General features: G+C 63.6%; 27 protein-coding genes and 1 pseudogene. 19 read left to right on the forward strand and 9 right to left on the reverse strand.

Annotation, left to right across the window (positions count from 1 at the left end):
* Positions 1–5: 5 nt before the first annotated feature.
* Genes DQP58_RS03455 through DQP58_RS03480 form a run of 6 tightly spaced genes read left to right on the forward strand, consistent with a single transcriptional unit; the run spans position 6 to position 4,362 of the window.
* Complete coding sequence (locus DQP58_RS03455) at positions 6–578, forward strand: FAS1-like dehydratase domain-containing protein (RefSeq protein ID WP_112707107.1); 573 nt, start codon at positions 6–8, stop codon at positions 576–578.
* Positions 578–991: a Zn-ribbon domain-containing OB-fold protein gene (locus tag DQP58_RS03460; RefSeq protein WP_112707108.1), complete on the forward strand. Its 414-nt coding sequence runs from the start codon at positions 578–580 to the stop codon at positions 989–991. The genes DQP58_RS03455 and DQP58_RS03460 overlap by 1 nt, the downstream gene beginning before the upstream one ends.
* 21 nt (positions 992–1,012) lie before the next feature.
* Positions 1,013–2,116, forward strand: a complete 1,104-nt coding sequence (locus DQP58_RS03465) for an acyl-CoA dehydrogenase family protein (RefSeq protein WP_112707109.1) — start codon at positions 1,013–1,015, stop codon at positions 2,114–2,116.
* The gene (locus DQP58_RS03470) at positions 2,113–2,565 is read left to right on the forward strand and encodes a MaoC family dehydratase (RefSeq protein ID WP_112707110.1); all 453 of its coding nucleotides are present in this window, start codon (positions 2,113–2,115) and stop codon (positions 2,563–2,565) included. Before DQP58_RS03465 ends, DQP58_RS03470 begins: the two co-directional genes overlap by 4 nt.
* Positions 2,562–3,740, forward strand: coding sequence for a lipid-transfer protein (locus DQP58_RS03475; RefSeq protein ID WP_112707111.1), 1,179 nt, complete (start codon positions 2,562–2,564; stop codon positions 3,738–3,740). The genes DQP58_RS03470 and DQP58_RS03475 overlap by 4 nt, the downstream gene beginning before the upstream one ends.
* A 22-nt stretch (positions 3,741–3,762) precedes the next feature.
* Positions 3,763–4,362, forward strand: coding sequence for a TetR/AcrR family transcriptional regulator (locus DQP58_RS03480; protein WP_112707112.1), 600 nt, complete (start codon positions 3,763–3,765; stop codon positions 4,360–4,362).
* A 56-nt stretch (positions 4,363–4,418) separates the two neighbouring features.
* Here DQP58_RS03480 and DQP58_RS03485 read toward each other — a convergent pair whose 3' ends face one another.
* Positions 4,419–4,628, reverse strand: a complete 210-nt coding sequence (locus DQP58_RS03485) for a helix-turn-helix domain-containing protein (protein WP_112707113.1) — start codon at positions 4,626–4,628, stop codon at positions 4,419–4,421.
* Between the two features lie 169 nt (positions 4,629–4,797).
* Positions 4,798–5,670 carry a helix-turn-helix domain-containing protein gene (locus DQP58_RS03495; RefSeq protein WP_112707114.1) on the reverse strand — a complete coding sequence of 291 codons (873 nt, stop codon included), beginning with the start codon at positions 5,668–5,670 and terminating at the stop codon, positions 4,798–4,800.
* Positions 5,671–5,764: 94 nt separating this feature from the next.
* Between DQP58_RS03495 and DQP58_RS03500 the strand changes: the two genes are divergently transcribed.
* The 6 genes from DQP58_RS03500 (at position 5,765) to DQP58_RS03525 (ending at position 11,414) form a co-directional block, all read left to right on the forward strand.
* Positions 5,765–6,814 (forward strand): zinc-binding dehydrogenase, encoded by a 1,050-nt coding sequence (locus DQP58_RS03500; RefSeq protein ID WP_112707178.1) that lies wholly within the window; start codon positions 5,765–5,767, stop codon positions 6,812–6,814.
* Positions 6,814–7,221: a nuclear transport factor 2 family protein gene (locus DQP58_RS03505; protein ID WP_112707115.1), complete on the forward strand. Its 408-nt coding sequence runs from the start codon at positions 6,814–6,816 to the stop codon at positions 7,219–7,221. The genes DQP58_RS03500 and DQP58_RS03505 overlap by 1 nt, the downstream gene beginning before the upstream one ends.
* Positions 7,214–8,047, forward strand: a complete 834-nt coding sequence (locus DQP58_RS03510) for an SDR family NAD(P)-dependent oxidoreductase (protein WP_112707116.1) — start codon at positions 7,214–7,216, stop codon at positions 8,045–8,047. Before DQP58_RS03505 ends, DQP58_RS03510 begins: the two co-directional genes overlap by 8 nt.
* An 8-nt stretch (positions 8,048–8,055) precedes the next feature.
* Positions 8,056–9,021: an LLM class flavin-dependent oxidoreductase gene (locus tag DQP58_RS03515; RefSeq protein ID WP_112707117.1), complete on the forward strand. Its 966-nt coding sequence runs from the start codon at positions 8,056–8,058 to the stop codon at positions 9,019–9,021.
* Position 9,022: 1 nt separating this feature from the next.
* Entirely contained in the window at positions 9,023–10,258 is a 1,236-nt protein-coding gene (locus DQP58_RS03520) for a cytochrome P450 (protein WP_112707118.1), read from the forward strand.
* Positions 10,259–10,484: 226 nt separating this feature from the next.
* Positions 10,485–11,414 (forward strand): dihydrodipicolinate reductase, encoded by a 930-nt coding sequence (locus tag DQP58_RS03525; RefSeq protein WP_112707179.1) that lies wholly within the window; start codon positions 10,485–10,487, stop codon positions 11,412–11,414.
* A 224-nt stretch (positions 11,415–11,638) separates the two neighbouring features.
* On the opposite strand, the gene DQP58_RS03530 is transcribed toward DQP58_RS03525, so the two are convergent.
* The 4 genes from DQP58_RS03530 to DQP58_RS03545 form a co-directional block, all read right to left on the reverse strand.
* A complete protein-coding gene (locus DQP58_RS03530; protein ID WP_240629555.1) occupies positions 11,639–12,061 on the reverse strand; it encodes a hypothetical protein in 423 nt (140 codons plus the stop codon).
* Between the two features lie 122 nt (positions 12,062–12,183).
* Complete coding sequence (locus tag DQP58_RS03535; protein ID WP_112707120.1) at positions 12,184–13,422, reverse strand: cytochrome P450; 1,239 nt, start codon at positions 13,420–13,422, stop codon at positions 12,184–12,186.
* Positions 13,419–14,651 (reverse strand): CaiB/BaiF CoA transferase family protein, encoded by a 1,233-nt coding sequence (locus DQP58_RS03540; RefSeq protein ID WP_112707121.1) that lies wholly within the window; start codon positions 14,649–14,651, stop codon positions 13,419–13,421. Before DQP58_RS03540 ends, DQP58_RS03535 begins: the two co-directional genes overlap by 4 nt.
* A gap of 126 nt (positions 14,652–14,777) precedes the next feature.
* A complete protein-coding gene (locus tag DQP58_RS03545) occupies positions 14,778–15,299 on the reverse strand; it encodes a nuclear transport factor 2 family protein (protein WP_112707122.1) in 522 nt (173 codons plus the stop codon).
* A 127-nt stretch (positions 15,300–15,426) separates the two neighbouring features.
* Here DQP58_RS03545 and DQP58_RS03550 point away from each other — a divergent pair, with 127 nt between their 5' ends.
* The 3 genes from DQP58_RS03550 (at position 15,427) to DQP58_RS03560 (ending at position 19,178) form a co-directional block, all read left to right on the forward strand.
* Entirely contained in the window at positions 15,427–17,040 is a 1,614-nt protein-coding gene (locus tag DQP58_RS03550) for a class I adenylate-forming enzyme family protein (protein WP_112707180.1), read from the forward strand.
* Positions 17,041–17,279: 239 nt separating this feature from the next.
* The gene (locus DQP58_RS03555) at positions 17,280–18,068 is read left to right on the forward strand and encodes an SDR family NAD(P)-dependent oxidoreductase (protein ID WP_112707123.1); all 789 of its coding nucleotides are present in this window, start codon (positions 17,280–17,282) and stop codon (positions 18,066–18,068) included.
* 24 nt (positions 18,069–18,092) lie between these two features.
* Positions 18,093–19,178: an NAD(P)H-dependent amine dehydrogenase family protein gene (locus DQP58_RS03560; RefSeq protein ID WP_112707124.1), complete on the forward strand. Its 1,086-nt coding sequence runs from the start codon at positions 18,093–18,095 to the stop codon at positions 19,176–19,178.
* Here DQP58_RS03560 and DQP58_RS03565 read toward each other — a convergent pair.
* A complete protein-coding gene (locus DQP58_RS03565; RefSeq protein WP_112707125.1) occupies positions 19,175–19,957 on the reverse strand; it encodes an SDR family NAD(P)-dependent oxidoreductase in 783 nt (260 codons plus the stop codon). The two genes, DQP58_RS03560 and DQP58_RS03565, sit on opposite strands and share 4 nt — an antisense overlap.
* A gap of 86 nt (positions 19,958–20,043) precedes the next feature.
* Here DQP58_RS03565 and DQP58_RS27450 point away from each other — a divergent pair.
* Positions 20,044–20,136 (forward strand): annotated as a pseudogene (locus DQP58_RS27450) (SDR family mycofactocin-dependent oxidoreductase); the annotation flags it as partial.
* A 9-nt stretch (positions 20,137–20,145) separates the two neighbouring features.
* Positions 20,146–20,325 carry an SDR family oxidoreductase gene (locus DQP58_RS27455; RefSeq protein WP_346427260.1) on the forward strand — a complete coding sequence of 60 codons (180 nt, stop codon included), beginning with the start codon at positions 20,146–20,148 and terminating at the stop codon, positions 20,323–20,325.
* On the opposite strand, the gene DQP58_RS03575 is transcribed toward DQP58_RS27455, so the two are convergent.
* Both DQP58_RS03575 and DQP58_RS03580 read right to left on the reverse strand, forming a co-directional pair.
* Positions 20,260–21,021, reverse strand: a complete 762-nt coding sequence (locus tag DQP58_RS03575; RefSeq protein ID WP_112707126.1) for an alpha/beta fold hydrolase — start codon at positions 21,019–21,021, stop codon at positions 20,260–20,262. The two genes, DQP58_RS27455 and DQP58_RS03575, sit on opposite strands and share 66 nt — an antisense overlap.
* Positions 21,022–21,079: 58 nt before the next feature.
* Positions 21,080–22,144 (reverse strand): spirocyclase AveC family protein, encoded by a 1,065-nt coding sequence (locus DQP58_RS03580; protein ID WP_112707127.1) that lies wholly within the window; start codon positions 22,142–22,144, stop codon positions 21,080–21,082.
* Between the two features lie 305 nt (positions 22,145–22,449).
* On the opposite strand from DQP58_RS03580, the gene DQP58_RS03590 reads away from it, so the two are divergent.
* Both DQP58_RS03590 and DQP58_RS03595 read left to right on the forward strand, forming a co-directional pair.
* Positions 22,450–23,208, forward strand: a complete 759-nt coding sequence (locus tag DQP58_RS03590) for an SDR family oxidoreductase (protein ID WP_112707128.1) — start codon at positions 22,450–22,452, stop codon at positions 23,206–23,208.
* 32 nt (positions 23,209–23,240) lie between these two features.
* Positions 23,241–24,044, forward strand: a complete 804-nt coding sequence (locus DQP58_RS03595; protein ID WP_112707129.1) for an SDR family oxidoreductase — start codon at positions 23,241–23,243, stop codon at positions 24,042–24,044.
* The last annotated feature ends 13 nt before the right edge of the window (positions 24,045–24,057 follow it).

Here is a 24,057-nt window from a genome sequence, read left to right on the forward strand (position 1 = left end):
TAGCCGTGACCGAGACTACGAAGGACCCACTGCGCGAGCGCCTTGATGCGCTCATCGGCCAACCGATCAGTTCCGGACAACCGGTCAAGGCGCCGGATCCCGTGAACGCGGCGATGATTCGGCACTGGGCGTACGCCTTGGACGATCTGAACCCTGCATATCTAGATCCAGAGTTTGCCGCCTCCTCCCGCCACGGTGGCCTCGTCTCGCCGCCGGTGATGCTGCAGTCATGGACGATGGCGCCACCCAAGCTTGTCGGCATCCATGAGCGCGGCGGAGTCCCCGTCGAGCTCAAGGAGAATCCGCTGCAGTTCCTCACCGATGCCGGCTACACGGGCACGGTCGCCACCAATTCCGAGTTTGAGATCGAGCGATATCCGCGCGTCGGTGACGACATCACCGCCGAGACTGTTTTCGAGACGATCTCCGACGAGAAGAAGACGGCGATGGGTAAGGGCTATTTCGTCACCTGGATCACGACCTACCGCGACCAGCACGGTGACGTGATAGGTCGCCAGCGATTCCGCACGCTGCGATTCAAGACGGGTGGGGCCCCCGCCGGAACGGTTGGGGACTGATGGCCACCAGACTCGCTCCGTCGATAAGTCCGGACACCGAGTTTTTCTGGTCGGGCCTGAAGGACCACAAGTTGCTGATCCAGCGGTGCACGGACTGCAAGACATTGCGCGTGCCGCCCCGCCCGATGTGTGGTCACTGTCAATCGCTCAGGTGGGATTCCATCGAATCGACCGGGCGTGGCGTCGTTTACAGCTTCATCATGCCGCAGTATCCGCCGCTGCCCTTCCTTCAATACCCATACGTGGTGGCCCTGATTGAACTCGACGAAGGCGTGCGCATGGTCTCGAACCTGTGCGACATCGAGCCCACGGCGATCGAGGTCGGGCTGCCGGTCGAGGTCTTCTACGAAAAATTCGAAGCCATCCCGAGCGGCGAGGAGCTGGTGCTGCACCAGTTCCGGCCCGCACGCTGACGAACGAGGCATGACGCGATCATGGACTTTTCCTTCACCGAAGAACAAGAGACCGTCGGGAAGGTGGCCCGCCAGCTCTTCGAGCACCGCGCGACCCCCGAACATCTTACCGACCTGGAATCAGGCGAGGTTCGCTTCGACGAAGCCCTGTGGCGCGAGTTGGCCTCCTCGGACCTGCTGGGCATCGCGCTCCCCGAGTCCGTTGGCGGCAGTGGCGGCGGCTTCCTTGAGCTCGGCGTGCTACTAGCCGAGGTCGGCTACAGCGTTGCGCCAGTCCCCGCGTACGCAACCCTCCTGCTCGGCGCGGATACCATTGCACGGCACGGCGATTCGGCGATTCAGCAGCGCTACCTGCCGAAAGTCGTGGACGGCAGTGCGATCCTGACCGCCGCACTCGCCGAACCCGGTAACTCGGATCCGACCAGGCCGCGCACGACCGCACGCACAGATGGTGACGCCTGGATCCTCGACGGTACAAAAGAACTCGTACCCGCGGCCCAGCTCGCCGACGCTGTAGTGGTCTCGGCACTGACCGACGACGGCCCGGGACTGTTCGTGGTCGACAAGGCGGCCGTGACCGTCACGCCGGCGGCTACCACCAACGGTGAACCCTACGCGGACGTCCAACTCAGCGGCGCCGCCGGACACCGGCTCAACAGCACGGGCGGCGCGGACGCAGTCGGTTCGCTGTATACCAGGGCGCTCGTCGGGCTGTGCGCGATGCAGGTCGGCGTGGCCGAACGAGCCCTGAAGATCGCCGCGTCCTACACCAGCGAGCGCGAGCAATTCGGCAGGCCGATCGGCTCATTCCAGGCGGTGCAGCAGCGGCTTGCCGACGCCTTCATCGACGTCGAGGCGATCCGCTGGACCACCTGGCACGCAGCCTGGCTGATCGCCGAGGGCCGGCCCGCCGACCGCGAAGCGGCCATCGCGAAGTTCTGGGCCGCCGAGGCCGGATCTCGGGTCGCCGCATCGGCCCAGCAAGTGCACGGCGGGATGGGCATCGACATCACCTATCCACTCCATCGATATTTCCTGTGGGCCAAGCAGATCGAGCTCTCCCTCGGCTCCGCCCCCCAACAACTCGCCCGGCTCGGTGCCACCTACCCGGAAGGAAGCAAATGACCTCCACCGTCGACCGCACCACGACATTGGCGTGGAACTCCATCAACGTCGGTGACGAAGTCACCCCGATGGACGTGCCGGTCACCACCACACTGATCGTCGCCGGAGCCATCGCATCTCGTGACTACATGCCGGTCCACCACGACCGTGACTTCGCCAACTCGCAAGGATCCAAAGACATCTTCTTGAACATCCTGACGACCAATGGGCTGTGCGTGAAGTTCCTACATGACTGGGCAGGCCCTGAGGCGTTGATCAAGAAGCTCTCCATTCGGCTGGGCGTGCCGGCGTACCCCAATGACCCGCTGCGGTTCACCGGGTCCGTCACGGACAAATCCTCGACCGACGGCGAAGGATTTGTCGAAGTCACATTCAAAGGCAGCAACAGCCTCGGCGACCACGTTTCCGGCACCGCAGTGCTCAGCCTCCTGCAGGGTGTGGACGCATGACCGACGGCTCGCGCGGTATCGGCGGCAAGGCCGCCCTCGTCGGGATCGGGCAGACCGAATTCTCCAAGGAATCCGGCCGGACCGAGATGCAGCTCGCCTGCGAGGCCGTCAAAGCGGCAATCGATGACGCCGGGCTGCGACCCGCCGACATTGACGGCATGGTCACGTTCAGCGTCGACGAGAACGAAGAGATCGAGGTCGCACGTAATGTCGGGATCGGGGATCTGACGTTCTTCACCAGGGTTCCGCACGGTGGCGGCGCGGCCGCGGGGACGGTGCTGCAGGCCGCGATGGCGGTCGCGACCGGCGTTGCGGAGGCGGTGGTGTGCTATCGCGCGTTCAACGAGCGCTCCGGCTTCCGCTTCGGGGGCGCCGGCCGCCAGCCGGGCGTGACCCCGTTGTGGATGGCGCCCTATGCCCCGTTCGGCTTCATGACGCCCGCCGCCTGGGTGGCGTTGCACGCACAGCGGTACATGACGACCTACGGCGTCACCAATGCCGATTTCGGCAAGATTTCCGTGATCGACCGCAAGCACGCCGCGAAGAACCCGGATGCCTGGTTCTACGAGAAGCCGATAACTCTTGAGCAGCACCAGCAATCGCGGTGGATCATCGAGCCGGTGCTCAGGCTGCTCGACTGCTGTCAGGAGAGCGATGGGGGGGTTGCGATGGTGGTGACCAGCGTTGAGAGGGCGCGAGACCTGGCCAAGCCGCCCGCGGTGGTCACGGCCGCTGCGCAGGGTGCCGCCTACGACGGCGAGGTGATGACGAGTTACTACCGCGAGGACATCACTGGCCTGCCCGAAATGAGTGTCGTCGGTGACAAGCTGTGGCGGGATTCCGGCCTTAAGCCGCAGGATATTTCGACGGCGTTCCTGTACGACCACTTCACGCCCTTCGTCTTCACCCAGCTCGAGGAACTGGGATTCTGTGGTCGAGGCGAGGCCAAGGACTTTGTCTCGGTCGACGAGTTGTCTCTCGGCGGCCGCATGCCGATCAACACGAACGGTGGACTGCTCGGCGAGGCCTACATCCACGGCATGAACGGCATCACCGAGGGCGTACGTCAGGTGCGCGGCACGTCCTATAACCAGGTCGACAACGTCGAACACGTGCTGGTCACGTCGGGCACGGGGGTACCGACGAGCGGTTTGATTCTCGCGCCCGATCGCTGAGCATGGAACGCCAGGCACCCGGGTGACGCATGCAACCGCAGTCGATACGCGTGCGGTGCTTATCTCGGCTGCCTTTGCCTGTTTCCGCACGCAAGGACTGCGCAAGACGACGATCGTCGACATCGCTCGGGCCGCGGAGGTGTCCAGGAGTACCTTCTACGAGTACTTCGGGGACAAAGAGGCGATCGTCGAGGCTTGCGCAGAGGCGGCGTCGCAGAGCTTTTATCGCAAGCTGGCCAGGGCGATCGAGCGTGACGGCGGCAACACCCTCGAGCAAAAGCTGGTCCGGGCAGGCGTTTTCGTCGCCCAGGCCCGTCGGCTGGTAGAACCCGAATTGTACTTCGACCAAGAACTCATCGACCGGATGTCAACCAGAAGCGCAGTGCCAATATTGCGAGACTGCAGCGAGTTCTTAGCACCCTACATCTCGGCAGCGAGGCGGACCGGTGAGGTCCGCAGTGACCTTGACATCCATTCCGCAGCCGAGTGGTTCGCGCGGATATTGTTGTCGCTGTTCACAACTCCATCACCCTACATCGACGTAAGCGATGACAATGCGGTGGCCGGCTTCGTCCGCCCTTATGTCGTGCGGGGATTTGTTCATGACCGACACAAGAGGTAGCAGCGGATAGCTCACCTAAGACGGTCTCCGTGTTCCTCGGCGAGCGTGAGGGCGGCCTAGAGCTGCATGCGGCGGCCGTCGATCGGCCGGCCGCGCAGTTGCTCGGCGCGTTGCACGCGGTAGGCGAGTTTTCCCGCGACATGCAACCTGTCGGCCGCAGCGCACAGGCTGCGTTCGGTGTCGAGGTAGCACTTCAGGGTGGCGCGGAGAGTGACCGCGGTGTCTCCGGGGCGATCCGCCGGACCGGCCAAGCCTCCCGGCAACATGGCTGACCTGCCAAAGCTCTTGAGCCGCAAGCCCACAAGCTACGAGAATTTCGCGAGACGTGTGGCAGCGTCAAGCGGGGTCACCGCTCACATCCGCGTCCCCGCGGGAGACGTCTTAAGCATGAAGCCGGCATCAAACCCAGAACGGTTCAGACTCCGCCTGCCCACCTCATGGCGCTCTGTGGCCTCCCACTCGGGCGATCTCGCGCAGCAGCGGTTCCGCCGCAGCATGGATTTCGCTCATCGCCATAACGCGTAGCGGGTGGAATCCGAGAATGAGTCGCACATGGCCTTTCTCGTCCAGGACGGGTGCCGAGATAGTGGCAACCGAGAGCGCGTCGCGTGCGCTGTCGCCGGATAGCAGGTTCGCCGAGATGAATTCGACCCGCAGTTGGTCGATGACGGAGCGCACATTGTGGGGCACTGTCTCGGTGGACAACGTTTCGATCGCATGGGCCGCCTGCGCCAGCGCCGGGGTCATCCAATCGACGTCATAACCGCGCTCTCGCGTCTGAGCCAACACTGCGCGAAGGCGTTCTGCCAACGACGCGTCTCCTGCCGCGCCGCGCTGAATCCACAATTCTTGTTCGCTAGGGATATCCCAAGCGGCGCAAGCAATCCCGAACGGCGGCGCATAGGGGATCCGCTCGAGCGGAGCGACCGGTTTGGTAGACCCGTCGGGGGTTTCGAACGCGGTAATCACCAGTTCATCTCCAGTGCGCTCGACTACCGAGGTCGCCGCACCGGTTATCTCTGCGAGACGGTGGATGGCTTCGCGAGCGACGGCCAGAAGTGGGCGCGCCGCTTGGAACCGCTCCGCAATGAGGGCCACAGTGGGGCCAAGGTCGAACTTCTTGGAAATGGGATCCCTAATCGCCCAACCGCGGTCGCACAGAGTCTTGAGTATGGAGTGTGCGGTGGCCTGAGAAAGGCCGAGTTCGCGAGCGACGTCGGAGAAGCGGTGCCCGCCGCTTTCCGCCTGGCTGAGCAATTCAACGACGTCGAGGACACGCCCGGCCGGTGCTGAAGTGACTCCGCGCATCTTGACTCCCCTCGCGCCGCATTCTACGGTCGACTCAGTATTCAGATAAATTATCCTCTAATAATAGAGATTACTCGCCGAGGATGTGAGTGCCCTGCGTGCCGTAGTGCTGCGAGGCGGTGAGCTGACGGTTCGCGAGACCGCCGATCCCGTTCCCGGGCAAGGCGATTTGCTCCTCAAGACCCTCAGCACCGCGATCTGCGCGTCCGACGTGCACTACATGGACCATCCGGAGTTGGCGATCGACGATCCGACGGGCCGGTCGCTCTACGACCCCGACCGCGACATCGTCATGGGTCACGAGTTCGTGGGTGAGGTCATCGGCCATGGGCCTGGATGCAGCGACGCGTTTCCCATCGGAGTCCGGGTGACGTCGATGCCGATTCGGTTGGTGGACGGCGGAGCCGGCGGTCTCCGCATCATCGGACAGCACCCCGAGGCCCAGGGCAGTTTCGGTGAGTTGCTCGTCGTACCAGAAGCCACGGCAAGGGTGGTAGGCGATTCGGTGTCCAGCGATGCCGTCGCCGTGGTCGATGCCTTTGCGGTCGGCGAGTTCTACGTCCGCGCCTCGAACCTGCAGTCCGGCGAGATCCCGATCGTCGTTGGCGCGGGTGCCATCGGGCTGTCTGCGGTCGCCGCGCTCAGCGCACGCGGGGTCGATCCGATCATCGTCTCCGACTTCAATGCCGATCGCCGCGAACTGGCTCAATCCGGTTTCGGCGCACACGTTCTGGTCGATCCAGCACAGCAGTCGGTGTTCGAGGTCTTCCGCAAGGTTCGTGCCGAACGCCACTTGGCCGGCTCCGCGGTGGTGTTCGAATGTGTTGGGGCGGCGGGTCTCATCGACAAGATTGTCGCGGAGGCCGAGTTCTCGTCGCGGATTTACTGTGCGGGCGGCTGGTACAGCGGCGATACCCTCGACATCACCGCAGCCACCCGAAACGGCCTCACTCTGCAGTTCGGTGGAGGGCCGTTACCGCAGGACTGGTACGGGGTTCTGGATGCGGTTGTCGAGGGGACGCTGGACCCGCTGCCCAGCGTCGGCAAGATCATCGGTCTCGACGAGGTGCCCGCGGCGCTGGAGGCGGCGCGGCGGTCCGAAGGGCCGCCCCGCGTGGTGATTCACCCGAACGGCGACCGCTGATGTCCGACCACGACGACCTTTTCGACCTCACGGTCCGATACGCGACGGCAATCGACAGTCACCAGTACTCGCTTCTCACGACAGTTTTCACCGAGGAGGCACGCGTCGACTACGGTGTGGTGGGCCAGTGGACCGGTGGCGCAGCGGTTGCACAGTTTATGGAGGCGGCCCACGTCGGTGCGGCGCACACGATCCATCGAATGACCAACCAGGCCATAGCGATCGACGGCGACACCGCGACGATGCGCACCTACGTCGATGCTCTCATCCTGATGGTGGACGGCTCGGGTGCGAATCCTGTCGGTTACTACGACGACCACGCCGTACGGACGCCGGACGGTTGGCGGATTAACCGTCGTACCTACACCTCTGTTCGGCTTGCTGCAGTGGCGGCCACCCATGGGTGACATCGCACAGAAATACGGACCGTGGGCGCTGGTCGTCGGCGCGTCCGACGGATGCGGCGCATTGTTCGCCGAGCGGTTGGCGCAGGAAGGAGTGAACGTCACGCTGGTCGCTCGTCGCCGGCACCTTCTCGACACGGTGGCCGATACGATTCACAGGCGCAGCGGTGTCGAAACCCGGACGCTTGCCGTCGATCTCACCGCGGCCGACGCTTCGCAGTCTATTGTCGACGCCACCGCAGACCTCGAGATCGGCATGCTGGTGTACTGCGCCGGCGGGGATCCGAACTACCAACCATTCCTTGCCAACCCGGTATCGGCAGCCGAAGCGTTGCTGCAACGCAACTGCCTGGTGCTGATGCGGTTGTGTCACCACTTCGCGGGCCTCATGGTCGAGCGAGGACGAGGCGGCATCGTCAACTTTACGTCGGGTGCTGCACTGGCCGGTGGCCGAAACATGGTGGCATACGGTGGAACCAAGGCCTTCGACCTGGTTTTCACCGAGGGACTGTGGGCGGAGTTGCACGACCAAGGCATCGATGTCCTGAGTCTGGTCCTCGGCATGACCGACACACCGGCTCTGCGGCAACTGGAGTTCGAGCGCGGCCGACTCAAGTCTCTTGACGAGATTCCTCCGGGTGCGGTGAGCGCGGCGAGCGTGGTAGAGGAGGCGTTCGCCAACCTCGGCGACGGACCGACGATCGCCACGGGCGACGACGTTCGCATGGCGTCTGAACTTTTCAAGTCCATGACACGCAACGAAGTGGTTCGCCTGATCATGCAGGCAAGTGCCGAGGTCATGGGCTCCGACGTGCGGCAGCGGGGTTAGACGCGGCTATGTTCACCCTTCGCTTCGACATGCGAGCGCCCGCCATCGGAGCGCCCCCCACCGAGTTGTACGCCGCGGCCAGTGAGATGTCGGCATGGGCCGAGCAACGTGGGTGTAACGCCGTCGTGCTGTGCGAGCACCACTGCGCAGACGACGGATATCTGCCGTCGCCGTTGCTGCTCGGCGCGGCCATTGCCGCTCGCACGAGGCAGCTGATGCTGACCCTGACGATTCTGCTGCCCTTCTACGATCCGGCGCGGCTTGCCGAGGACATCGCCGTGCTGGATCACATCAGCGCGGGCCGAGCCACCTACGTATTCGGAATCGGCTATCGCGCTGAGGAATACGCTCACTTCGGACTCTCTATGTCCGACCGCGGCAGGCTGGCAGACGAGAAGCTCGGGTTGCTGCGACGCTTGCTGGCCGGCGAAGAGGTCCAACGCGACGGCCGTCGGATGAAGGTCACGCCGCGACCGCGCACGCCGGAAGGTCCCATGATGAGCTGGGGCGGTGCCAGCCTGGCAGCCGCCCGGCGTGCTGGACGCAACGGTCTTGGGTTGCTTGCCAACGGCGGAGTGCCCGGAATGCGGGAAGCCTACGAAAAAACCTGCCGTGACAACGGATTCGAACCCGGCTTCGTTCTCATTCCCGAGCGTGACGCCGCGACCAACTGTTTCGTCGCCGACGACGTCGACGCGGCGTGGGACGAGATCGGCAAGTACCTGCTGCACGACGCAATGTCCTACTCGGAGTGGAATCCCGACAACGGGGTGTCCGCCAACATCACCACCGCCACGACCATCGACGAGCTCCGCAATGCGTCGTCACATGTGATTCTCTCGGTCGACGAAGCGCGACAGCGCATCGCGACGGGTGAGTTGTTCAACCTCTCGCCGTTATGCGGCGGGATCCCGCCCGCGATCGCATGGCCCTACTTGAAGAGATTCGCCGAGCTGTCAAGCGACGGGGCATAAGATGACCCAGGACCGCGCGAAATGCGGCACGTCTGCGGAATCCGTGCACTTCGATCCCTTCTCGGATGAATTCTTCAACGATCCGTTCGAGACTTACCGCCAACTCCGCGATCGGGCGCCGGTCTACCACAGCACGCAGTACGACTTCTGGGCACTTTCCCGCTATGAGGATGTCGCGAGCGCAATGCGGGATCACGAAACGTATTCCTCGACAAAGGGTGTGACCCTCGACCACTTCATCGATCCCGACGCGATGATCCCGCGAGGGGTGATCATCATGATGGACCCTCCGCAGCACACCAGGATGCGGTCACTGGTGAACAAGGTATTCACCCCGCGCGCAATCGCCAAGCTCGAGCCGATGATCCGGGAGGTGATCGACTCAATCGCGCAAACCATCGATGTGACGTCATTCGACATGGTCGAGGACTTCTCGGCGCTGTTCCCTGTCGAGATAATCACCACGATGTTGGGAGTGCCGCCGGACGGTCGCCAGCAGATCCGGCACTGGCTCGACGCGCTGCTGGAACGCGAGCCGGGAAACGTCAGCACGACGCCGCACGGCCGCGAGGCGGCGGTGACCATGTGGAGGTATTACTACGACCTTGTCGTCGAGAAACGCGCCAGCCCGCAAGACGACATGATTTCGCGGCTCACCCAGGTCGAGGTCGAACGCGATGACGGCACCATGACCCGCCTCGACGACATGGAGATTTCGGCTTTTGCGTCGTTGCTCGGCGGTGCGGGCGCCGAGACGGTGACCAAGTTGGTCGCCAGCGCCGCTGTGGTGTTTGCGCAGCACCAGGACCAATGGCAGGCACTAAGGCTAGACCGTAGCCATATCCCCGCCGCATTCGAAGAGCTGCTGCGTTACGAGGGGCCATCGCAATACGACATTCGTTTCAGCAACGTCGATGTCGAACTTCATGGCACGGTGATACCCAAGCACAAGCCGGTGATGCTCATCAATGGCTCGGCCACCAGGGATGAGCGTGCGTTCGTCGATCCAGATCGCTTCGACATCACTCGTCGGCACTCCGGCCACAACCTGGGATTCGGCTACGGAATACACAGCTGTCTCGGCGCCGCGCTGGCGCGCATGGAGGGCCGCATTGCCATCGATGCCCTGTTGGACTTGATCCCCGAGTTCGAGGTAGACATCGCGGGCCTGCAACGGGTCAAAATGCCGAATGTATTCGGATGGGGACGCGTACCCGTGCGTGCGGTGGCGCAATGAACTGTGCCGATCACGAATTCATTACTGCCACATAGGAGATCGACCGATGGCGACTGAGGAATCCAGAAAGTATCGAGTTGTTCACGTAGGTACGGGACTGACCGGGAAGGAGGCACTGCGGGCGGTCATCGATGATCCGGCACTTGAACTCGTCGGAGTCAAAGTGTCCACGGCCGAGAAGGCCGGAGTCGACGCGGGTCGCCTGTGTGGCGTCGACGATGTGGGTATCTCGGCAACCGACAATCTCAATGCGGTACTGGCTCTCGCGCCGGACTGCGTCACCTACTGTGCCACCGCCGTCCGGCGGGAGAACGACGCAGTCGCCGACATCGTCACTTACCTCGAGGCGGGGATCAACGTTGTGACGATCTCGACGATCCCGATGGTCTACCCGCCTGCGGCACCGCCGCAGTGGCGTGCGGCCATCGAAGCCGCGGCAGCAAAAGGCAATTCGACTTTCTATGCCACCGGCGCAGAGCCGGGCTTCGTGAGTCTTAACATACCTACCGCCCTGCTTGCCGGTGCCGGAACCGTCGAGTCCTATCGGATGGACGAATACGCGATCGACCTGGACAAGTCCTATCCCATCTGGGATGTCCTACACGAATCGATGGGCTTCGGCAAGCCGGACGGGCACGTGCCCGCTCGGATAGCGTCGGGCAAGGTCAACCACGATTGGGAGACCGTCGTCCGCTACATCGCCGACATCCTCGGTCTAGAACTCGACGGTGTCGAGCTGGACTGGGAAACATTGCTTGCCCCAACGGATCTGCAATCGGCGATCGGTGTGATCCCGGAAGGGATGATTTGCGCGCACCGTTGGCAGCTCGCCGGCGTCATCGATGGTCGGCCAGTGGTTGCGGTGCAGTATTTCGCAACGGTGAGTTGCACACCCTGGCCGCAGCGATGGCCGAGGCCGTCGAGGCACGACCAAGGTGGCATGGTCATCCGAGTTCAGGGACGACCCAGCATGTGTGTCGAGCTGTACTTCGACCAATCGCCCTCGGATCGGGTCAATCCCGGTGTCGCGGTGACAGCGCTGGCCGCGGTCAACTCGGTACCCGCAGTCGTAGAAGCGGCGCCCGGAGTGCTTGGTCATCCCTTGGCGGGTCCCGCAGTCGTGAGCAGGCAATCACGAACGCGCCCTGTCCAGTGACCCGCTTGCGCGAATCAGCCAGCCGACGCGCGAGCGCGCTGTGGTCGAAATTGCGCCGCAAACCCGGCACGATCAGAACCTCAGTCGCGAGTTGCGTTGTGGTGAAAAGCATCTCACTATGCCCACACTCGTGACCAAAGCAGCGAAGGACGGCTTGCGCGAGCGTCTCCATGCGCTCATCAGCGAACGGATCAGTTCTGGACGGCCGGTCAAGGCGCCAAACCTCAACCTACAACGCTGCCTTCGCGCAGGAAGTTGACGGTGTAGGCCTGATACGTCAGGTTGTCGCGGTCGAGGCCGATGAGATCGACGAAGGGGTACCACTCCCGGGAGTCGACGAACCAGTCCCACCGGGTGATCTGGCCCTTGTCGTTGGTCCAGACGTAATCCCATTCGTGAAGCTGGAGCACCGTGCCGTCGGCCAGCGTTCCCGCGTAGGTGTCGCGGACTGCGAACCCCCAATCGGCAGGCCTGCAGTCGAACGGGGTGACGATTCGAAAGTCGGGCATGTGCTTCCACCACATGCGGAATTCACAGGTAAGCATGTCGCCGTCGGGCGCGTAGCGTTGCATGGCCGCGAGAACCTCTTCGGAGGCGAGGTCGGCCATCACGTGATCGGCGCCGCCATTGAACAGGGGGCACATCATTACGGCGTCTGGCGCGTAGATCCACTCATCACCGTAAGTGATCTTTTTCGTTTCCGGGGCCCTAGCGTACGTCTCCCATTTTGAATGGGCCAGCCTGTGGTGCAGGGCGACTCGATCGGAGCTCATGCTCTTTGCTTCTTGCGCACGGGCACATTTGACCACCCACAAACATTGGCCATCGCCACCCGCCGCAGTCCGCTGCGGTCGACTTCATAGTCAGGGAGGAGATCGAGCAGCGCCTCGAGCGCGATGCGGCTCTCCATCCTCGCCAGCGCTGCCCCCAAACAACTGTGCACGCCATACCCGAACGCGAGGTTGAAGCCCATCCTGCGTTCCCGGTCGATGTCCAGCCGGTCGGGATCGGGGAACATCCGTTCGTCGCGGGTCGCCGAGCCCGTGACGAGCAGGACGGCGCTGCCTGCGGGAATGGTGCTGCCGTGCAAGGTCACGTCGCGGGTGGCGGTGCGTACCTGGTACTGCGAGGGCGCCTCATAGCGCAACAATTCTTCGATGGCGGCGGGCACCTTGCGGCGGTCCTGCTGCAACGTGTGCCACTGATCCGGAAAGTCAGCGAAGGCAACCATGGCGTTGCCGACGAGTTTCGTCACCGTCTCGGCGCCGGCTCCCCCAAGCATGGTCGCAAATCCGGTGATATCGACGTCGGTGAGCTTCTCCACCTGTCCGTCCCGCTCGATCTCGGTCTCGATGAGCCGGCTGATCATGTCGTCACGGGGTTCGGCGCGGCGCTGCTGCACCAGGTCGTAATAGTAGAGCCCGGTTTTCATCGAGGCTTCCCGGCCTGCGGCGGTGGTGGCGATCCCACCCGGGTGGCGTTCAAGAAGCAGATCCAGCCAAATGCGGATCTGGTCGCGATCCTGCTTGGGCACTCCGAGCATGGTGGTGATGACCTCATTCGGGAACAGCGCCGAGAAATCGGCCACCACGTCGAACGACGACGGGTCGAGCGCGTCGACGCGTTCGTAGACTTTCTCACGCACCATGTCTTCCAACGCCGCGATGGCGCGCGGAGTGAATACGTTGCTCACGAGCCTGCGCATCTTCTGGTGCTCGGGTGGATCCATCGAGATGATCACTTTGGGCACTGGTATCGCGTCGTCGTGCGCCTGCACCATATCCAGCGTCGCACCCTTTGCCGACGAATAGGTTTCGTGGTCCTTGGTAGCGGGCGCCACGTCATCGTAGCGGGTCAGTGCCCAGAAATCCCACTTCGGGTTGTAGTAGACGGGGGCATTGTCGCGCAGGCGTCGGTAGGTGTCGTACGCCCCGTTGAAAAAATCGTCAGAGAAAGGATCGAATTCGACCTGGCCTTCCGAGACCTGTTGTGGCGGGGTAGGAGTCACAGAATCGCTCCGGCCTCTTTGTAGGCTTCGATGGTGTCCCAGTCCAAGCCCGCTTCCATCAGCACCTCCTCGGTGTGCTGGCCATGCTCGGGCGCCCCCGAAGGGGTGACGGCCGTTTCGTCGAACTGAACGGGGTTGGTAGGCAGTGCGTACGGCGAACCGTTCATCGTCTCGGTCTTCGCGACATAGCCGTTCGCGGTCACCGCCGGGTCCTGGCACAGCTCCGCCGGCGTCTGCACAATGCCCCAGGCGCCGGAGAGGTGTGCGAGCGCTTCACGCCATTCGGCGAGTGTACGTTGGGCAAACGCTTCGTCCATCAGCGCGATGAGTTCCGCCCGGTTGGCGAAACGCGTTGCCGCATCGCCGAATCGCGGGTCGTCGATCAGTTCGGGTAGGCCGATGACGTGCATTGCTTCGGCATAGAACCGGTCCAGTTGCAACATCATCAGCTGGACGTAGCGCTCGTCTTTCGTGCGGTAGGTCCCCACCAATGGGTTGGGTGCATCGGCGTGGCGCCAGTTCGGGACCGCGCTGCCGCCGTGGATCTGGCTCACGGCGACATCGGGGCTGAGGTTCCAGGCCGCCAGCCCCAGCAAGGAGACATCCACCACCGATCCCTGTCCAGTCGTCGCCTTTCGGTACAGCGCGGCCGCGATCCCGCCGGCGATCGTCATTCCTCCGAGCAGGTCGCCGAAGGCGGGCCGTGAGCGCACCGGTTCCTCGGCGTCCTCGGTGAGCATGGTGGCGATGCCGCCACGTGCCCAGTAAGAGACGCCGTCGTATCCGGGTTTATCCGCATCGGGTCCCTTCGGCCCGTGGCCCGACCCCCGCACGTAGACGATGCTGGGATTGGCGGCCCTGATGTCGTCGACGTCGATGCCTAACTTCTTGCGACGGCCCGGCAGATAGCTAGTGAGGAACACGTCGCAGGTGGCCGCGAGCTTGCGGATGACGTCGTGGCCGCCGGGAGTGCTCAGGTCGACGCCGATCGACTTCTTCCCGCGATTCGGGATTTCGATCATGTAGTTGACGGTGCCACCACCCTCGTCCACGATGCCCATCGTCACGAGGCCACGCTGCGGGTCCCCGCCCTCACGCGGCTCGACCTTGATGACCTCGGCACCCCATTCCGCTAGCACGGCACCGGCCGACGGTACGAAGGTCCACGCGGCTACCTCCAGCACGCGCACGCCGCTGAGTACTTTGTCGACGGAAATGACGGCCTCCATTGGTCGCGGTGGGACGAGTGCGGGTGTACCGACAGCCTAGCAACGACGGAAACGCGTGCTTACATCTGCCGAGAATGTCAGTTTCCGATGAGTTTGTAAACCGCAGGCGGGCCAGGAGGAACGGCCCTACGGGCACGCCGACAGGCGTTCGGGAAGTCCCGGATCCCCGTCGGCCCAAAAGGCCCGCCACGTCGGCATCCGCTGAGGCATCGCCGCGCGCAACTGGACGTCGGTCGGCCAGCGCATGAATTCGGGCCCCGGGCGCTCCGTCACATCGACGGAGTACCAGGGATGCTCCCGCCGCTTTACGAAACACCACTGGCCGTCGCGGCGCTCATAGACGTCGTCGTAGCGCATGGTGATCACGTACCATCCGTCGCCGTCCTCGTGTTCGGCGCGGCAGTAAATCGCTCCGGTCGCATGATCGGCGTCGACGAAGTCAAACTGGTGACCGCAGATCAGGTGGATGCTGCGGTAGAACCGCCGGAGCACGCGGTCATACCAGCGCTTCAACGCATCCCTGCCGTGCCCCTCGGCGCCCGCGTCGACATCGTCGACGAACAACGCCACCAATGCGTCGAGATCACGGGCATCGAGGGCCATCGCATACCTGCTCGGCAACTGAGTGATCGCCAGGGCCGACTCCATGCGGTCGAATCGGTCGATAGCGGCGACCGAACTGCCCGATTCCCTTGGCATGCGCCGAATTGTAGGACAGAGCCAGTGGATGAGAACACCTATTCTCGTGATTAGCAAAGCCTACTATCCTGCGTTCATGCCCTTCCCGAACATTTCACCCACGATCCCCGCGCTAGTGAGGTCGTGCTCTGCACTTTTCGGGGACAGGCCCCTCCTTATCGTCGACGGCCAGCAATTGACCTATGCCGAGCTTGACCAGCGCTCGGCCACTCTTGCGACCAGCCTGCTGGCCGAGGGTATCGGGAAGGGAGACCACGTCGGAATCTTGATGCCCAACAGCATCGACTGGGCACTGGCATGGTTTGCCACGACACGCATCGGTGCGGTGGCCGTGCCACTCAACACCTTCTATAAGGCGTCCGAACTGGCGTGGACCATCCGCCATGCCGACCTGCAAGCGATCCTCACCTGGTCCCGTTTTCGCAATCAGGATTTCCTCGCCCTCCTTGAGGAAGCGCTACCGGGATTGGCCGATCAGCGCGAACCAGGCCGCCTCGCGGTAGCCCAAGCCCCGTTCGTACGGACCGTAGCGGTGTTCGGGGCGTCCGATCGGGCCTGGACGACGAGGATCGATGCCGACGGCGCACTGCCGGCCGCCGACGTCGACTTTCTCGTCGACGTGGAATCGTGCGTGACCCCGGCCGACGACGCGATGATCATCTACACCTCAGGCAGTACCGGTGACCCGAAAGGGCCTGTGCACAGCCAGGGCACGCTGGTCCGCCACACCTACAACCTCACGTTCATGTACGCCGTCACCCACGACGACGTGATGTTCACGTCGATGCCGTTCTTCTGGGTGGGCGGCCTGATCACCGGATTGCACGCGGTGATCCACCACGGCGCGACGCTGATCACCCAGCCCGCATTCGATCCTGCCGAGGCGTTGGAACTCATGGAGCGATACCGTGCGACCATCGCGTTGGGCTGGCCTCAACAGGGCAAGACGTTGTCCGAACATCCCGACTTCTCAGCGCGCGATCTGAGTTCGGTGCGCCGCACCAGCATGCCCGCGATGGCGCCGCCCCAGCGCCAGCCCAAGGGCTCAAGCGGCCTGGGAATGACGGAGCTGTGCGGCAATCACCTCGGCATCGATCCGTATTTGCCCCAAGAGCCCGATCGGGCCCAAACCGGCGGCCCACCAATCGAAGGGCTGCACCACCTGCTCGTCGACCCCGACACGGGACAGCCGGTGCCCGTCGGGGCCCCGGGCGAGATCTGGGTTCGCGGCTACTCGTTGATGCAACGGCTGCAGAAGCGTGAGCGCGAAGAGGTGTTCACCGCCGATGGCTACTACCGAACGGGTGATTGCGGCATCCGATACGACGACGGCTGGATCAAATTCACCGGACGACTGGGCGAGCTCATCAAGACAGGTGGCGGCACCAACGTCACACCGAGCGAAGTCGAACTGGCGCTTTCAGACTGCGACGGCGTGTTAGAGGCCTACGTCGTCGGAGCCGAAAGTCCGGCGGGCGGAACGGTCGTCGCGGCAGCCGTTGTGCCGCGCGGCGCATCGACCCTTGACGCCGAATCCCTGCAAGCGCAGCTGCGCGACAGGCTGTCCGCTTACAAGGTGCCCAAGTTCATCTGGATCACTGAAAAGCAGGACCTTCCGTTCACAGCGACCGGCAAGGTCAAGAAGTCGCAGCTGGCACAACAGCTCACTGAGCTGTTGACGAAGTCCTAAGGGGTGCCGGCTGTCCGCCAGGCATGTTTGTGCTCATCAGTGTCAACGGGATTCCGAACAACGCGGTCGAGCCGCTCGAGTCCGATCGCGAACACAACGTGGTGCAACTAAGGCAGCGGCGCTGATATGCCGACGACTCTACGAGCGCATAAAGCGAGATTTCAATTATCGGAAATAATAATTCTCATTGCGGTAAATTCGCGGCTGCATACCCACACGTCCTGGCGGAGAGGCGCTTCGTGGCACTCGAACAGTTCAACCTAGAGGGTCAGGTCGCAATTGTCACCGGCGCCGGGCGCGGCGTCGGCCAGGGTATCGCCAAGGTACTCGCCGAAGCCGGTGCCACGGTCGTGGGTACGGCGCGGACCTCGTCTGAAGTCGAGCAGACGTTCGACGAGATCGAGAAATCGGGCGGCAAAGGCTTCGCAATCACCGCCGACGCGCTGCAACGCGCCGACAGCGAGCGCGTCGTCCAGACCACCGTCGATAACTTCGGCCGCATCGACATCTTGGTCAACAACGTCGGATTCGCAACTTACGGCCCATTTCTGGGCCTGACCGACGACAACCTCCGGGAAACGTTCGATTATTGCGTCACTTCCGCGTTCACCATGAGCCAACTGGCCGTGCCGCACATGTTGAAGGTGGGCTGCGGCTCGATCGTCAACATCTCCTCGGGGGCGGGCCGATTCGGGATCCGGGGATTGTTGCCCTACTCGGTGGCCAAGGGTGGGCTCGAAGCCCTGACCCGAGCCATGGCGCAGGAGCTCGCGCCCAAGATTCGGGTCAATGCGATCGCCCTGGGCGCGTTCATGACCACCGGGCTGCAGTCGAGCTTCGACCTGATGCCGGGCTCCGAAGAAAAGCTGAAGGAGCTGACCCCGCTGCATCGTATCGGTGATGTCGCAGACCTCGGCCGGCTGACGTTGTACCTGTGCACCCGCGATTGTTACGCGACGAACTCGACCTTCATTGTCGACGGCGGCCTGCAGGGTCCGAATTCCTCTTTGCCCATCCCCGATCTATAGCCAGACGTCCCTGACGAAGGAGTAATGACTGTGACAGAGAAGGTTTTGCGCGTCGCCGTAATATCGACGGGCGGCGTGGGAAGCATCGCGTTGCGGGCCATCCATCGGCGCGCGCACCTCGACCTGGTCGGCGTATGGGTGCACAGCCCCGAAAAGACGGGGCGCGATGCCGGCGAGGTCGTCGGCCTCGGCCCCATCGGCATGACGACCACCGGCGACCTCGACGACATCATCAAACTCAAGCCCGACTGCGTCGTCTACGCCGCCATGAGCGACGAAATGGATGCCGCAGCGGTTCGCGACTATGTCCGCTTGCTAAAGGCCGGCATCAACGTGGTCACCACCAATACACCGGGAATGATGTTCCCGGACAGGTGGATTCCCGAGCTTGCCGACCAGGTGCGAGCCGCGGCGCTGGCCGGCGGCGTCACGATATACACGTCCGGTATCGAACCGGGCTTCGCCGGCGACCAGTTCGCGGTCATCCTGTCGACATTGTCGAACACCATCCGATCGGTCCGTGCGCAGGAGATCTTTGACTACTCGGCCTACCCCAACGAGTACCTGATGTTCGACGCGATGGGCTTCGGCCGTCCGTTGGACTTCACTCCGCTTTTGGAGCTCGAAGGCGCACAACAATTCGCCTGGGGACCACCGATCGGTCTGGTGGCCCGTGCACTCGGTGTCGAGCTCGAAAAGGTCACCGAAAAGTATGAGCGCGTAATCACACCGCGGGACTTGCACGTGGCATGCGGGGTGATTCCGGCCGGCACCTGCGGGGCGGTGCGGGCCGAGACCACCGGTATCGTCGATGGCCGTCCGCTGATCACCATCGAACACATCAACCGCATGGCGCCCGACCTGGCGCCCGAGTGGGCGTCAGCGCCACACGGCACTTACCGCATCGTCATCGAGGGCGAGCCGCACATCCACTGCGATCTTCGCTTCGGCACCGAGGGCACCGCCGCGTCGGCGAATGACAATGCCATGGAGGCGACGGCCATGCGTGTGGTCAACGCCATCCCGTACGTCGTCGAGGCGGCTGCGGGGATCGCTACATCACTGGACCTGCCGATCACCGCGCCGCGCAACGCGTTGGATTTCGGCTAGACGGTAAACATCGGGCCGCGAGGAGCGCCCCGTACCTCGTTGCCGCCGTCGATCGCGAAACTCTGCCCGGTCATCCAACTCGACTCGGGACCGGCCAGATACCTTACGCCGGGGGCGATATCGTCGGACACGCCGAGCCGGCCCAACGGGACGCGTTCGAGGAAGCTGCTGGTCAGCTCTTCCAGGTGAATATAGCCCTGGGTGGTGGCCGCTTCGGTCAAACCCGGCCGGACGGCATTGACGCGAATTCCCTTCGGACCGAGTTCGGATGCCGCCACCCGGATCATCATCTCGAGGGCGGCCTTGCCCGCCGAATAGTGCCCCAGACCCTCCATGGGAATCTTCGACGACGTCGACGAGATGAACACGATCGAGCCGCCGTTCGTCATCAGCGGCGCCGAGTAGCGCATCGCCAGGAAGTTCGACCGCAGATTGCCCATCACGAAGTTGGTGAAGGTCTCGAGATCCTGCTCGATCAGCGGACCGGTGCCTCCGGCGGCCACCGTACCCACGACGATGTTTAGCCGCCCCTTGACGTCATAGGCCGCCTGCGCGGCGGCAGCGACGGTGGGCTGGTCTTCCGGATCGCCTTTCTGTAGCACGATTTCGGCCTCCGGAGCTACGGCGAGGATACCTTCGCGCGTCGCCTCGAGGCGCGTGGTCGACCTACCGAGCAGATACAGCGTGGCGCCGTTGGCGGCCAGCAGCTTCGCACTGGCCTGAGCTATTCCGGCCGATGCCCCTAGGATGAATGCGGTCTGTCCGTCGAGTACGCCCATGCGACCGTAGAATACTCATTGTCATCGCGAGATAACGACTGTTCTCGAAAGTTGGCGCGCTGGTGTAGCGTACCTGTGTGGCGGACATGAGCGGAAAGGTTGTACTCATCACCGGGGCCGCTCAGGGCCAAGGTCGGGCTCACGCCGTCCGGTTGAGCGCCGACGGCGCCGACGCCATCCTCGAAGCGATGCAGGAGGCGGCGGAGTCCTATTCGCTTCTCCTGTACGGCTTCAGCAAGCAACTCATTCCGGAAGCGGTGACGATGCCCGAGGATGTCGCCAACGCGGTCGCGTGGCTGGCCTCAGATGAGTCGAGATCCGTAACGGCCGCCGCGATTTCCGTCGATGCCGGCGTCGCCCAGGCGTAGCAGGAGGGTGCTCAGGTCGGCGGGTCGGGCAAAAAACGGTGAGTGGCCACCGTCTAACTCGATGACGCGAGCCCCGATCCGGTCGACCGCGTTGCGCCGGGCCCAGGACGCCCCGACCGCGCGGTCGTCGCGCATGAGCACGTAGTCCGAGGGCGTGTCGGGCCAGCGGTCGATCGGACAACGTTCGATGAACACCGTGAAGGATTGGTGTCGTAATTCATTGAACGCTTTGCGGCCCAGGACTTCTGGGCAGTCGTGATAGAAGCCTTCCCGCACCGCCTCCCAAGACAGGCCGAACGGTCCGCCGCCGTGTTCTTGCGGCTCCGCAAAGGAGATCGCGTCGGGGTTGGCGGCCAGGTGGTCGGCGAACGACTGTCCGGGCACGGGCAGGAGGCCACCGACGAAGACCATTCTTCGCACCTCGTGGAGCGTGGCGATGACCGGCGCGCACAGCCCCGATAGCGAATGTGCCACAACGACAACATCATCGTCGATGTTGGGGGACGCGGCACCGACCCGGGCTCCCTCGATCGCGTCGATCGCCACGCGCGCCCATTCCAGGGCACCCGCGGAGTCATCATCGACCGGCAGATCCGGCGCAACGACCCGATGACCACGCCGCGCGAGCTCCACGGCGACCCTGTCCCAGCACGAGCCGTCATGCAGCCCGCCGTGCAGCAGCGCGAACAGCGTCATGCCTTGCGGCTCCCTTCGGCTCCGTATTGCCGTGTCCGAAATACCTGTTCGGTGTGGCTCACTTGTAGAAGGGCCCCGGTTTGCCCGACTTCTCCAGATGCCCGTAGGGGTCGTAGACCTTGATGTTCGGATACGGGTTCTGCTCGTACGCGGGCTTGGACAGGCCCGCGGTACGCAGCCCCGCCAGTATCGCCAGCGGTACGGCGAACGATACGAGCCCCACCGAGACAGACACCAGGAGCTGGCGCGTCAGGGACAGTTTGTCGCGGCCCGGTCGCGCCGGTAGCCGGCGGGCGATCCGGTTGATCAGCACCAGTTCGCCTTCTTCGTCCCGGACGCACATCACGGCGACCATCGCGAATATGAACGAGTCGTAGACCGCCATGATGAGCGGGAAGTGAATGTGGCCGATCTGCACCGTCGGTCCGACCGCCTCGGTGTAGTAGAAGATGCCGAACCTCATCCAGGTGAACTGGACAACTCCGTTGAGCGGTAAGGCGATCACGAACGCGCCGAGGAAGACCGCGGCAAGTCGATGGCGCGCCGGCCAACTCATGGGCCGAATTAGTGGCGCTAGGAATCGATCGTGCAGTTGCAGAATCCCCAGACCGGTCAACAAGTAGTACGCCGCGTAACCCCCGAGGAAGGACAGCGCGGGTTCGAGGTTCGGCGCGATGTTCACGTACGGCCATGACATCGGGAAGTGCAACATCCGCGGATCGAAGATCGCGAACGTTGCCCAGTTGGCCAACGGATCCAGGGCGCCGGTGATAAGCCCCGCGAACGCGATCACCACCGTCCAATGCACCCTGCGTTGCTTCGCCGAGAGCCACACCAGCGTGGCGATCATTCCGATGGCCATCGGAACGGAGCTCAAGGCGACCACAAGCGGCCAGTTGTCGAACCCGAGGAACGGTGGATATGGCGCGGTCCCCGGGTTGGGGTTGGTGGTGCGCGGATCCCCGTGCGTACCCGATTGCATTGTCGCGACGGTCGCGAGCGCGAACACCAGGTATCCAACGACGAAGCCCACCCATCCCGCGCTCGACAACGGCGGCGAACCCCCCACCCGAGCGGGCCCTGCGGACCCGGAGACGGGGTTGGCGCCAACCGTGTTCGTCATGCCAAACCTTGACATCCTCGCAATTCCGAAAGCCTGATCCGACGAGAATATGCGTTATCCCCGATTACAAACAGCCTTTTCAACAGGTTGATCCAACTTCAGCCCGACGTCTCGGCGGGTCTTGCGCTGTTGCCCTTGATGACGGGCATGTTCGTCAACGCGCCACGGTCGGCGCGATACCAATCGGCGGCGGCCAACGCAGCACCGTCGGCATGCACCCCACCCTAGACGGAAATATTGATTCTCACATGCGAGAATTGCGGCTAACCTTCAATGAGGACGGATTCAGCTAGAGGAAGCGGGTTATGAGCGACCGGCACTCCAACATCGCGGGGACGCGGATGCTGATCATCGGAGCGTCCTCCGGCATCGGACAGGCGCTGGCAATCGCCGCCCACTCCAGGGGAGCTCATGTCGCGCTCGCCGCACGGCGAGTTGACCTGCTCTCGGCACTGGCCGATCGGCTGCACGGATCGGCATATGAACTAGACGTTTCCGACCCGCGGGCCGTAGAGACCGTCATCGATGATGTCGCCGCGAATCTGGGCAAGCTGGACGCTGTGGTGTTTACCAGCGCCGTGGTGCCCTTCGTGCTGATCGAAGACACTGATGTTGAGACCTGGCTGCATTCGTACGCCGTCAACGCCGTCGGTGCTTCCCATGTGCTGCGGGCGGCTCTGCCTCACTTGAGTGACAACGCCACGGTCGTCGTCGCGTCAAGCCACGATGTCGGCCGCCCCCGCGCCGGTGTGGCGGCCTATCACGCAAGCAAGGCCGCGCTCGATGAGATCTTGCGGTCTTGGCGGGCTGAGCATCCCGAGCTGGCCGTGATCCGGGTTAGCGTTGGTCCTACTTGTGACACTGAGATCCTGCGCGGCGCCGACCGCGATCTGCTGGCCGATCTATACCGGGCCTGGGCGCGCGGGGGCCAGATTCCCGACGAGATGTCCACGGTGGACGACGTGGCCAACGCGATGCTGTCCCTGATCGCCATCTCACGCGCGAACCCCACCGTCGTCAGCGAGATCGTGCATCTTGCCCCGCGAATCGGCACGAATCGGTGATGATTACCGAACCGCCAAGGGCGGACGACTGAATGGATCTCGGTTTAACGGGTGCGACGGCGGTCGTGACCGGCGGTAGCAAGGGTATGGGGCTGGCGATCGCGGAGAGCCTTGGGGCCGAGGGTGCCTCCGTGGCGATCATGGCCCGCGGCCGGGCGGCGCTGGACTCGGCCGCCGAGCAGATCCGTTGCGCCGGCGCCCCGGAGGTACTTCCGATCACCGTCGACATGGCCGACGCTGATTCCATTGCGGCGGCGTTCGCAGCCGTTGGTGACGCCTGGCACTCCCTGAACGTCTTGGTGCACACGGTCGGCCCGAACGCGGGCGCATTCGACGACCTCGACGACGAAGATTGGCACGCTGCATTCGATCTCGGCACGCTGTCCGCCGTGCGCTCAGTCAGGAGCGCACTGCCGCTGCTGAGATCGGCCGAGTGGGCTCGCATCGTCACCCTCTCTGCGCACTCGATCCAACGACAGAGCCCGCGTCTGGTCGCCTACACGGCAGCCAAATCGGCGCTCTCGAGCTTCACCAAGAATTTGTCGAAAAGCCTTGGAACCGAAGGCATTCTTGTGAACTGTGTTTGTCCAGGGACCATTGTGACGGCGAGCTTCACCCAGACCCTGCGCGATGTGCTGGCCGCCGACGGGCTGGACGCGTCGGATCCGAAGGACGTGATGACGTGGGTCGAGAAGACTTACGGCCATCCGTGCGACATCGGTCGCGCCGGCTTGCCCGAGGAGATCGCTTCCGTCACCACTTATCTGGCGTCGCGACGCAATGGCTATGTGACGGGGGCAACCGTCAACGTCGACGGTGGGTCGGATTTCATCTGACGTCACGACCATT

Source organism: Mycobacterium colombiense, from assembly GCF_003284975.1.
Taxonomy (GTDB): Bacteria; Actinomycetota; Actinomycetes; order Mycobacteriales; family Mycobacteriaceae; genus Mycobacterium; species Mycobacterium europaeum_A.

What these genes read in the sequence shown, in the direction of transcription:
- DQP58_RS03460 (WP_112707108.1), top strand. Translation starts at nt 578, where the DNA reads ATGGCCACCAGACTCGCTCCGTCGATAAGTCCGGACACCGAGTTTTTC.
- DQP58_RS03465 (WP_112707109.1), top strand. Translation starts at nt 1,013, where the DNA reads ATGGACTTTTCCTTCACCGAAGAACAAGAGACCGTCGGGAAGGTGGCC.
- DQP58_RS03470 (WP_112707110.1), top strand. Translation starts at nt 2,113, where the DNA reads ATGACCTCCACCGTCGACCGCACCACGACATTGGCGTGGAACTCCATC.
- DQP58_RS03475 (WP_112707111.1), top strand. Translation starts at nt 2,562, where the DNA reads ATGACCGACGGCTCGCGCGGTATCGGCGGCAAGGCCGCCCTCGTCGGG.
- DQP58_RS03485 (WP_112707113.1), bottom strand. Translation starts at nt 4,628, where the DNA reads ATGTTGCCGGGAGGCTTGGCCGGTCCGGCGGATCGCCCCGGAGACACC.
- DQP58_RS03495 (WP_112707114.1), bottom strand. Translation starts at nt 5,670, where the DNA reads ATGCGCGGAGTCACTTCAGCACCGGCCGGGCGTGTCCTCGACGTCGTT.
- DQP58_RS03505 (WP_112707115.1), top strand. Translation starts at nt 6,814, where the DNA reads ATGTCCGACCACGACGACCTTTTCGACCTCACGGTCCGATACGCGACG.
- DQP58_RS03510 (WP_112707116.1), top strand. Translation starts at nt 7,214, where the DNA reads ATGGGTGACATCGCACAGAAATACGGACCGTGGGCGCTGGTCGTCGGC.
- DQP58_RS03515 (WP_112707117.1), top strand. Translation starts at nt 8,056, where the DNA reads ATGTTCACCCTTCGCTTCGACATGCGAGCGCCCGCCATCGGAGCGCCC.
- DQP58_RS03520 (WP_112707118.1), top strand. Translation starts at nt 9,023, where the DNA reads ATGACCCAGGACCGCGCGAAATGCGGCACGTCTGCGGAATCCGTGCAC.
- DQP58_RS03530 (WP_240629555.1), bottom strand. Translation starts at nt 12,061, where the DNA reads ATGATGTGCCCCCTGTTCAATGGCGGCGCCGATCACGTGATGGCCGAC.
- DQP58_RS03540 (WP_112707121.1), bottom strand. Translation starts at nt 14,651, where the DNA reads ATGGAGGCCGTCATTTCCGTCGACAAAGTACTCAGCGGCGTGCGCGTG.
- DQP58_RS03545 (WP_112707122.1), bottom strand. Translation starts at nt 15,299, where the DNA reads ATGGAGTCGGCCCTGGCGATCACTCAGTTGCCGAGCAGGTATGCGATG.
- DQP58_RS03550 (WP_112707180.1), top strand. Translation starts at nt 15,427, where the DNA reads ATGCCCTTCCCGAACATTTCACCCACGATCCCCGCGCTAGTGAGGTCG.
- DQP58_RS03560 (WP_112707124.1), top strand. Translation starts at nt 18,093, where the DNA reads ATGACTGTGACAGAGAAGGTTTTGCGCGTCGCCGTAATATCGACGGGC.
- DQP58_RS03565 (WP_112707125.1), bottom strand. Translation starts at nt 19,957, where the DNA reads ATGGGCGTACTCGACGGACAGACCGCATTCATCCTAGGGGCATCGGCC.
- DQP58_RS27455 (WP_346427260.1), top strand. Translation starts at nt 20,146, where the DNA reads ATGCAGGAGGCGGCGGAGTCCTATTCGCTTCTCCTGTACGGCTTCAGC.
- DQP58_RS03575 (WP_112707126.1), bottom strand. Translation starts at nt 21,021, where the DNA reads ATGACGCTGTTCGCGCTGCTGCACGGCGGGCTGCATGACGGCTCGTGC.
- DQP58_RS03580 (WP_112707127.1), bottom strand. Translation starts at nt 22,144, where the DNA reads ATGACGAACACGGTTGGCGCCAACCCCGTCTCCGGGTCCGCAGGGCCC.
- DQP58_RS03590 (WP_112707128.1), top strand. Translation starts at nt 22,450, where the DNA reads ATGAGCGACCGGCACTCCAACATCGCGGGGACGCGGATGCTGATCATC.
- DQP58_RS03595 (WP_112707129.1), top strand. Translation starts at nt 23,241, where the DNA reads ATGGATCTCGGTTTAACGGGTGCGACGGCGGTCGTGACCGGCGGTAGC.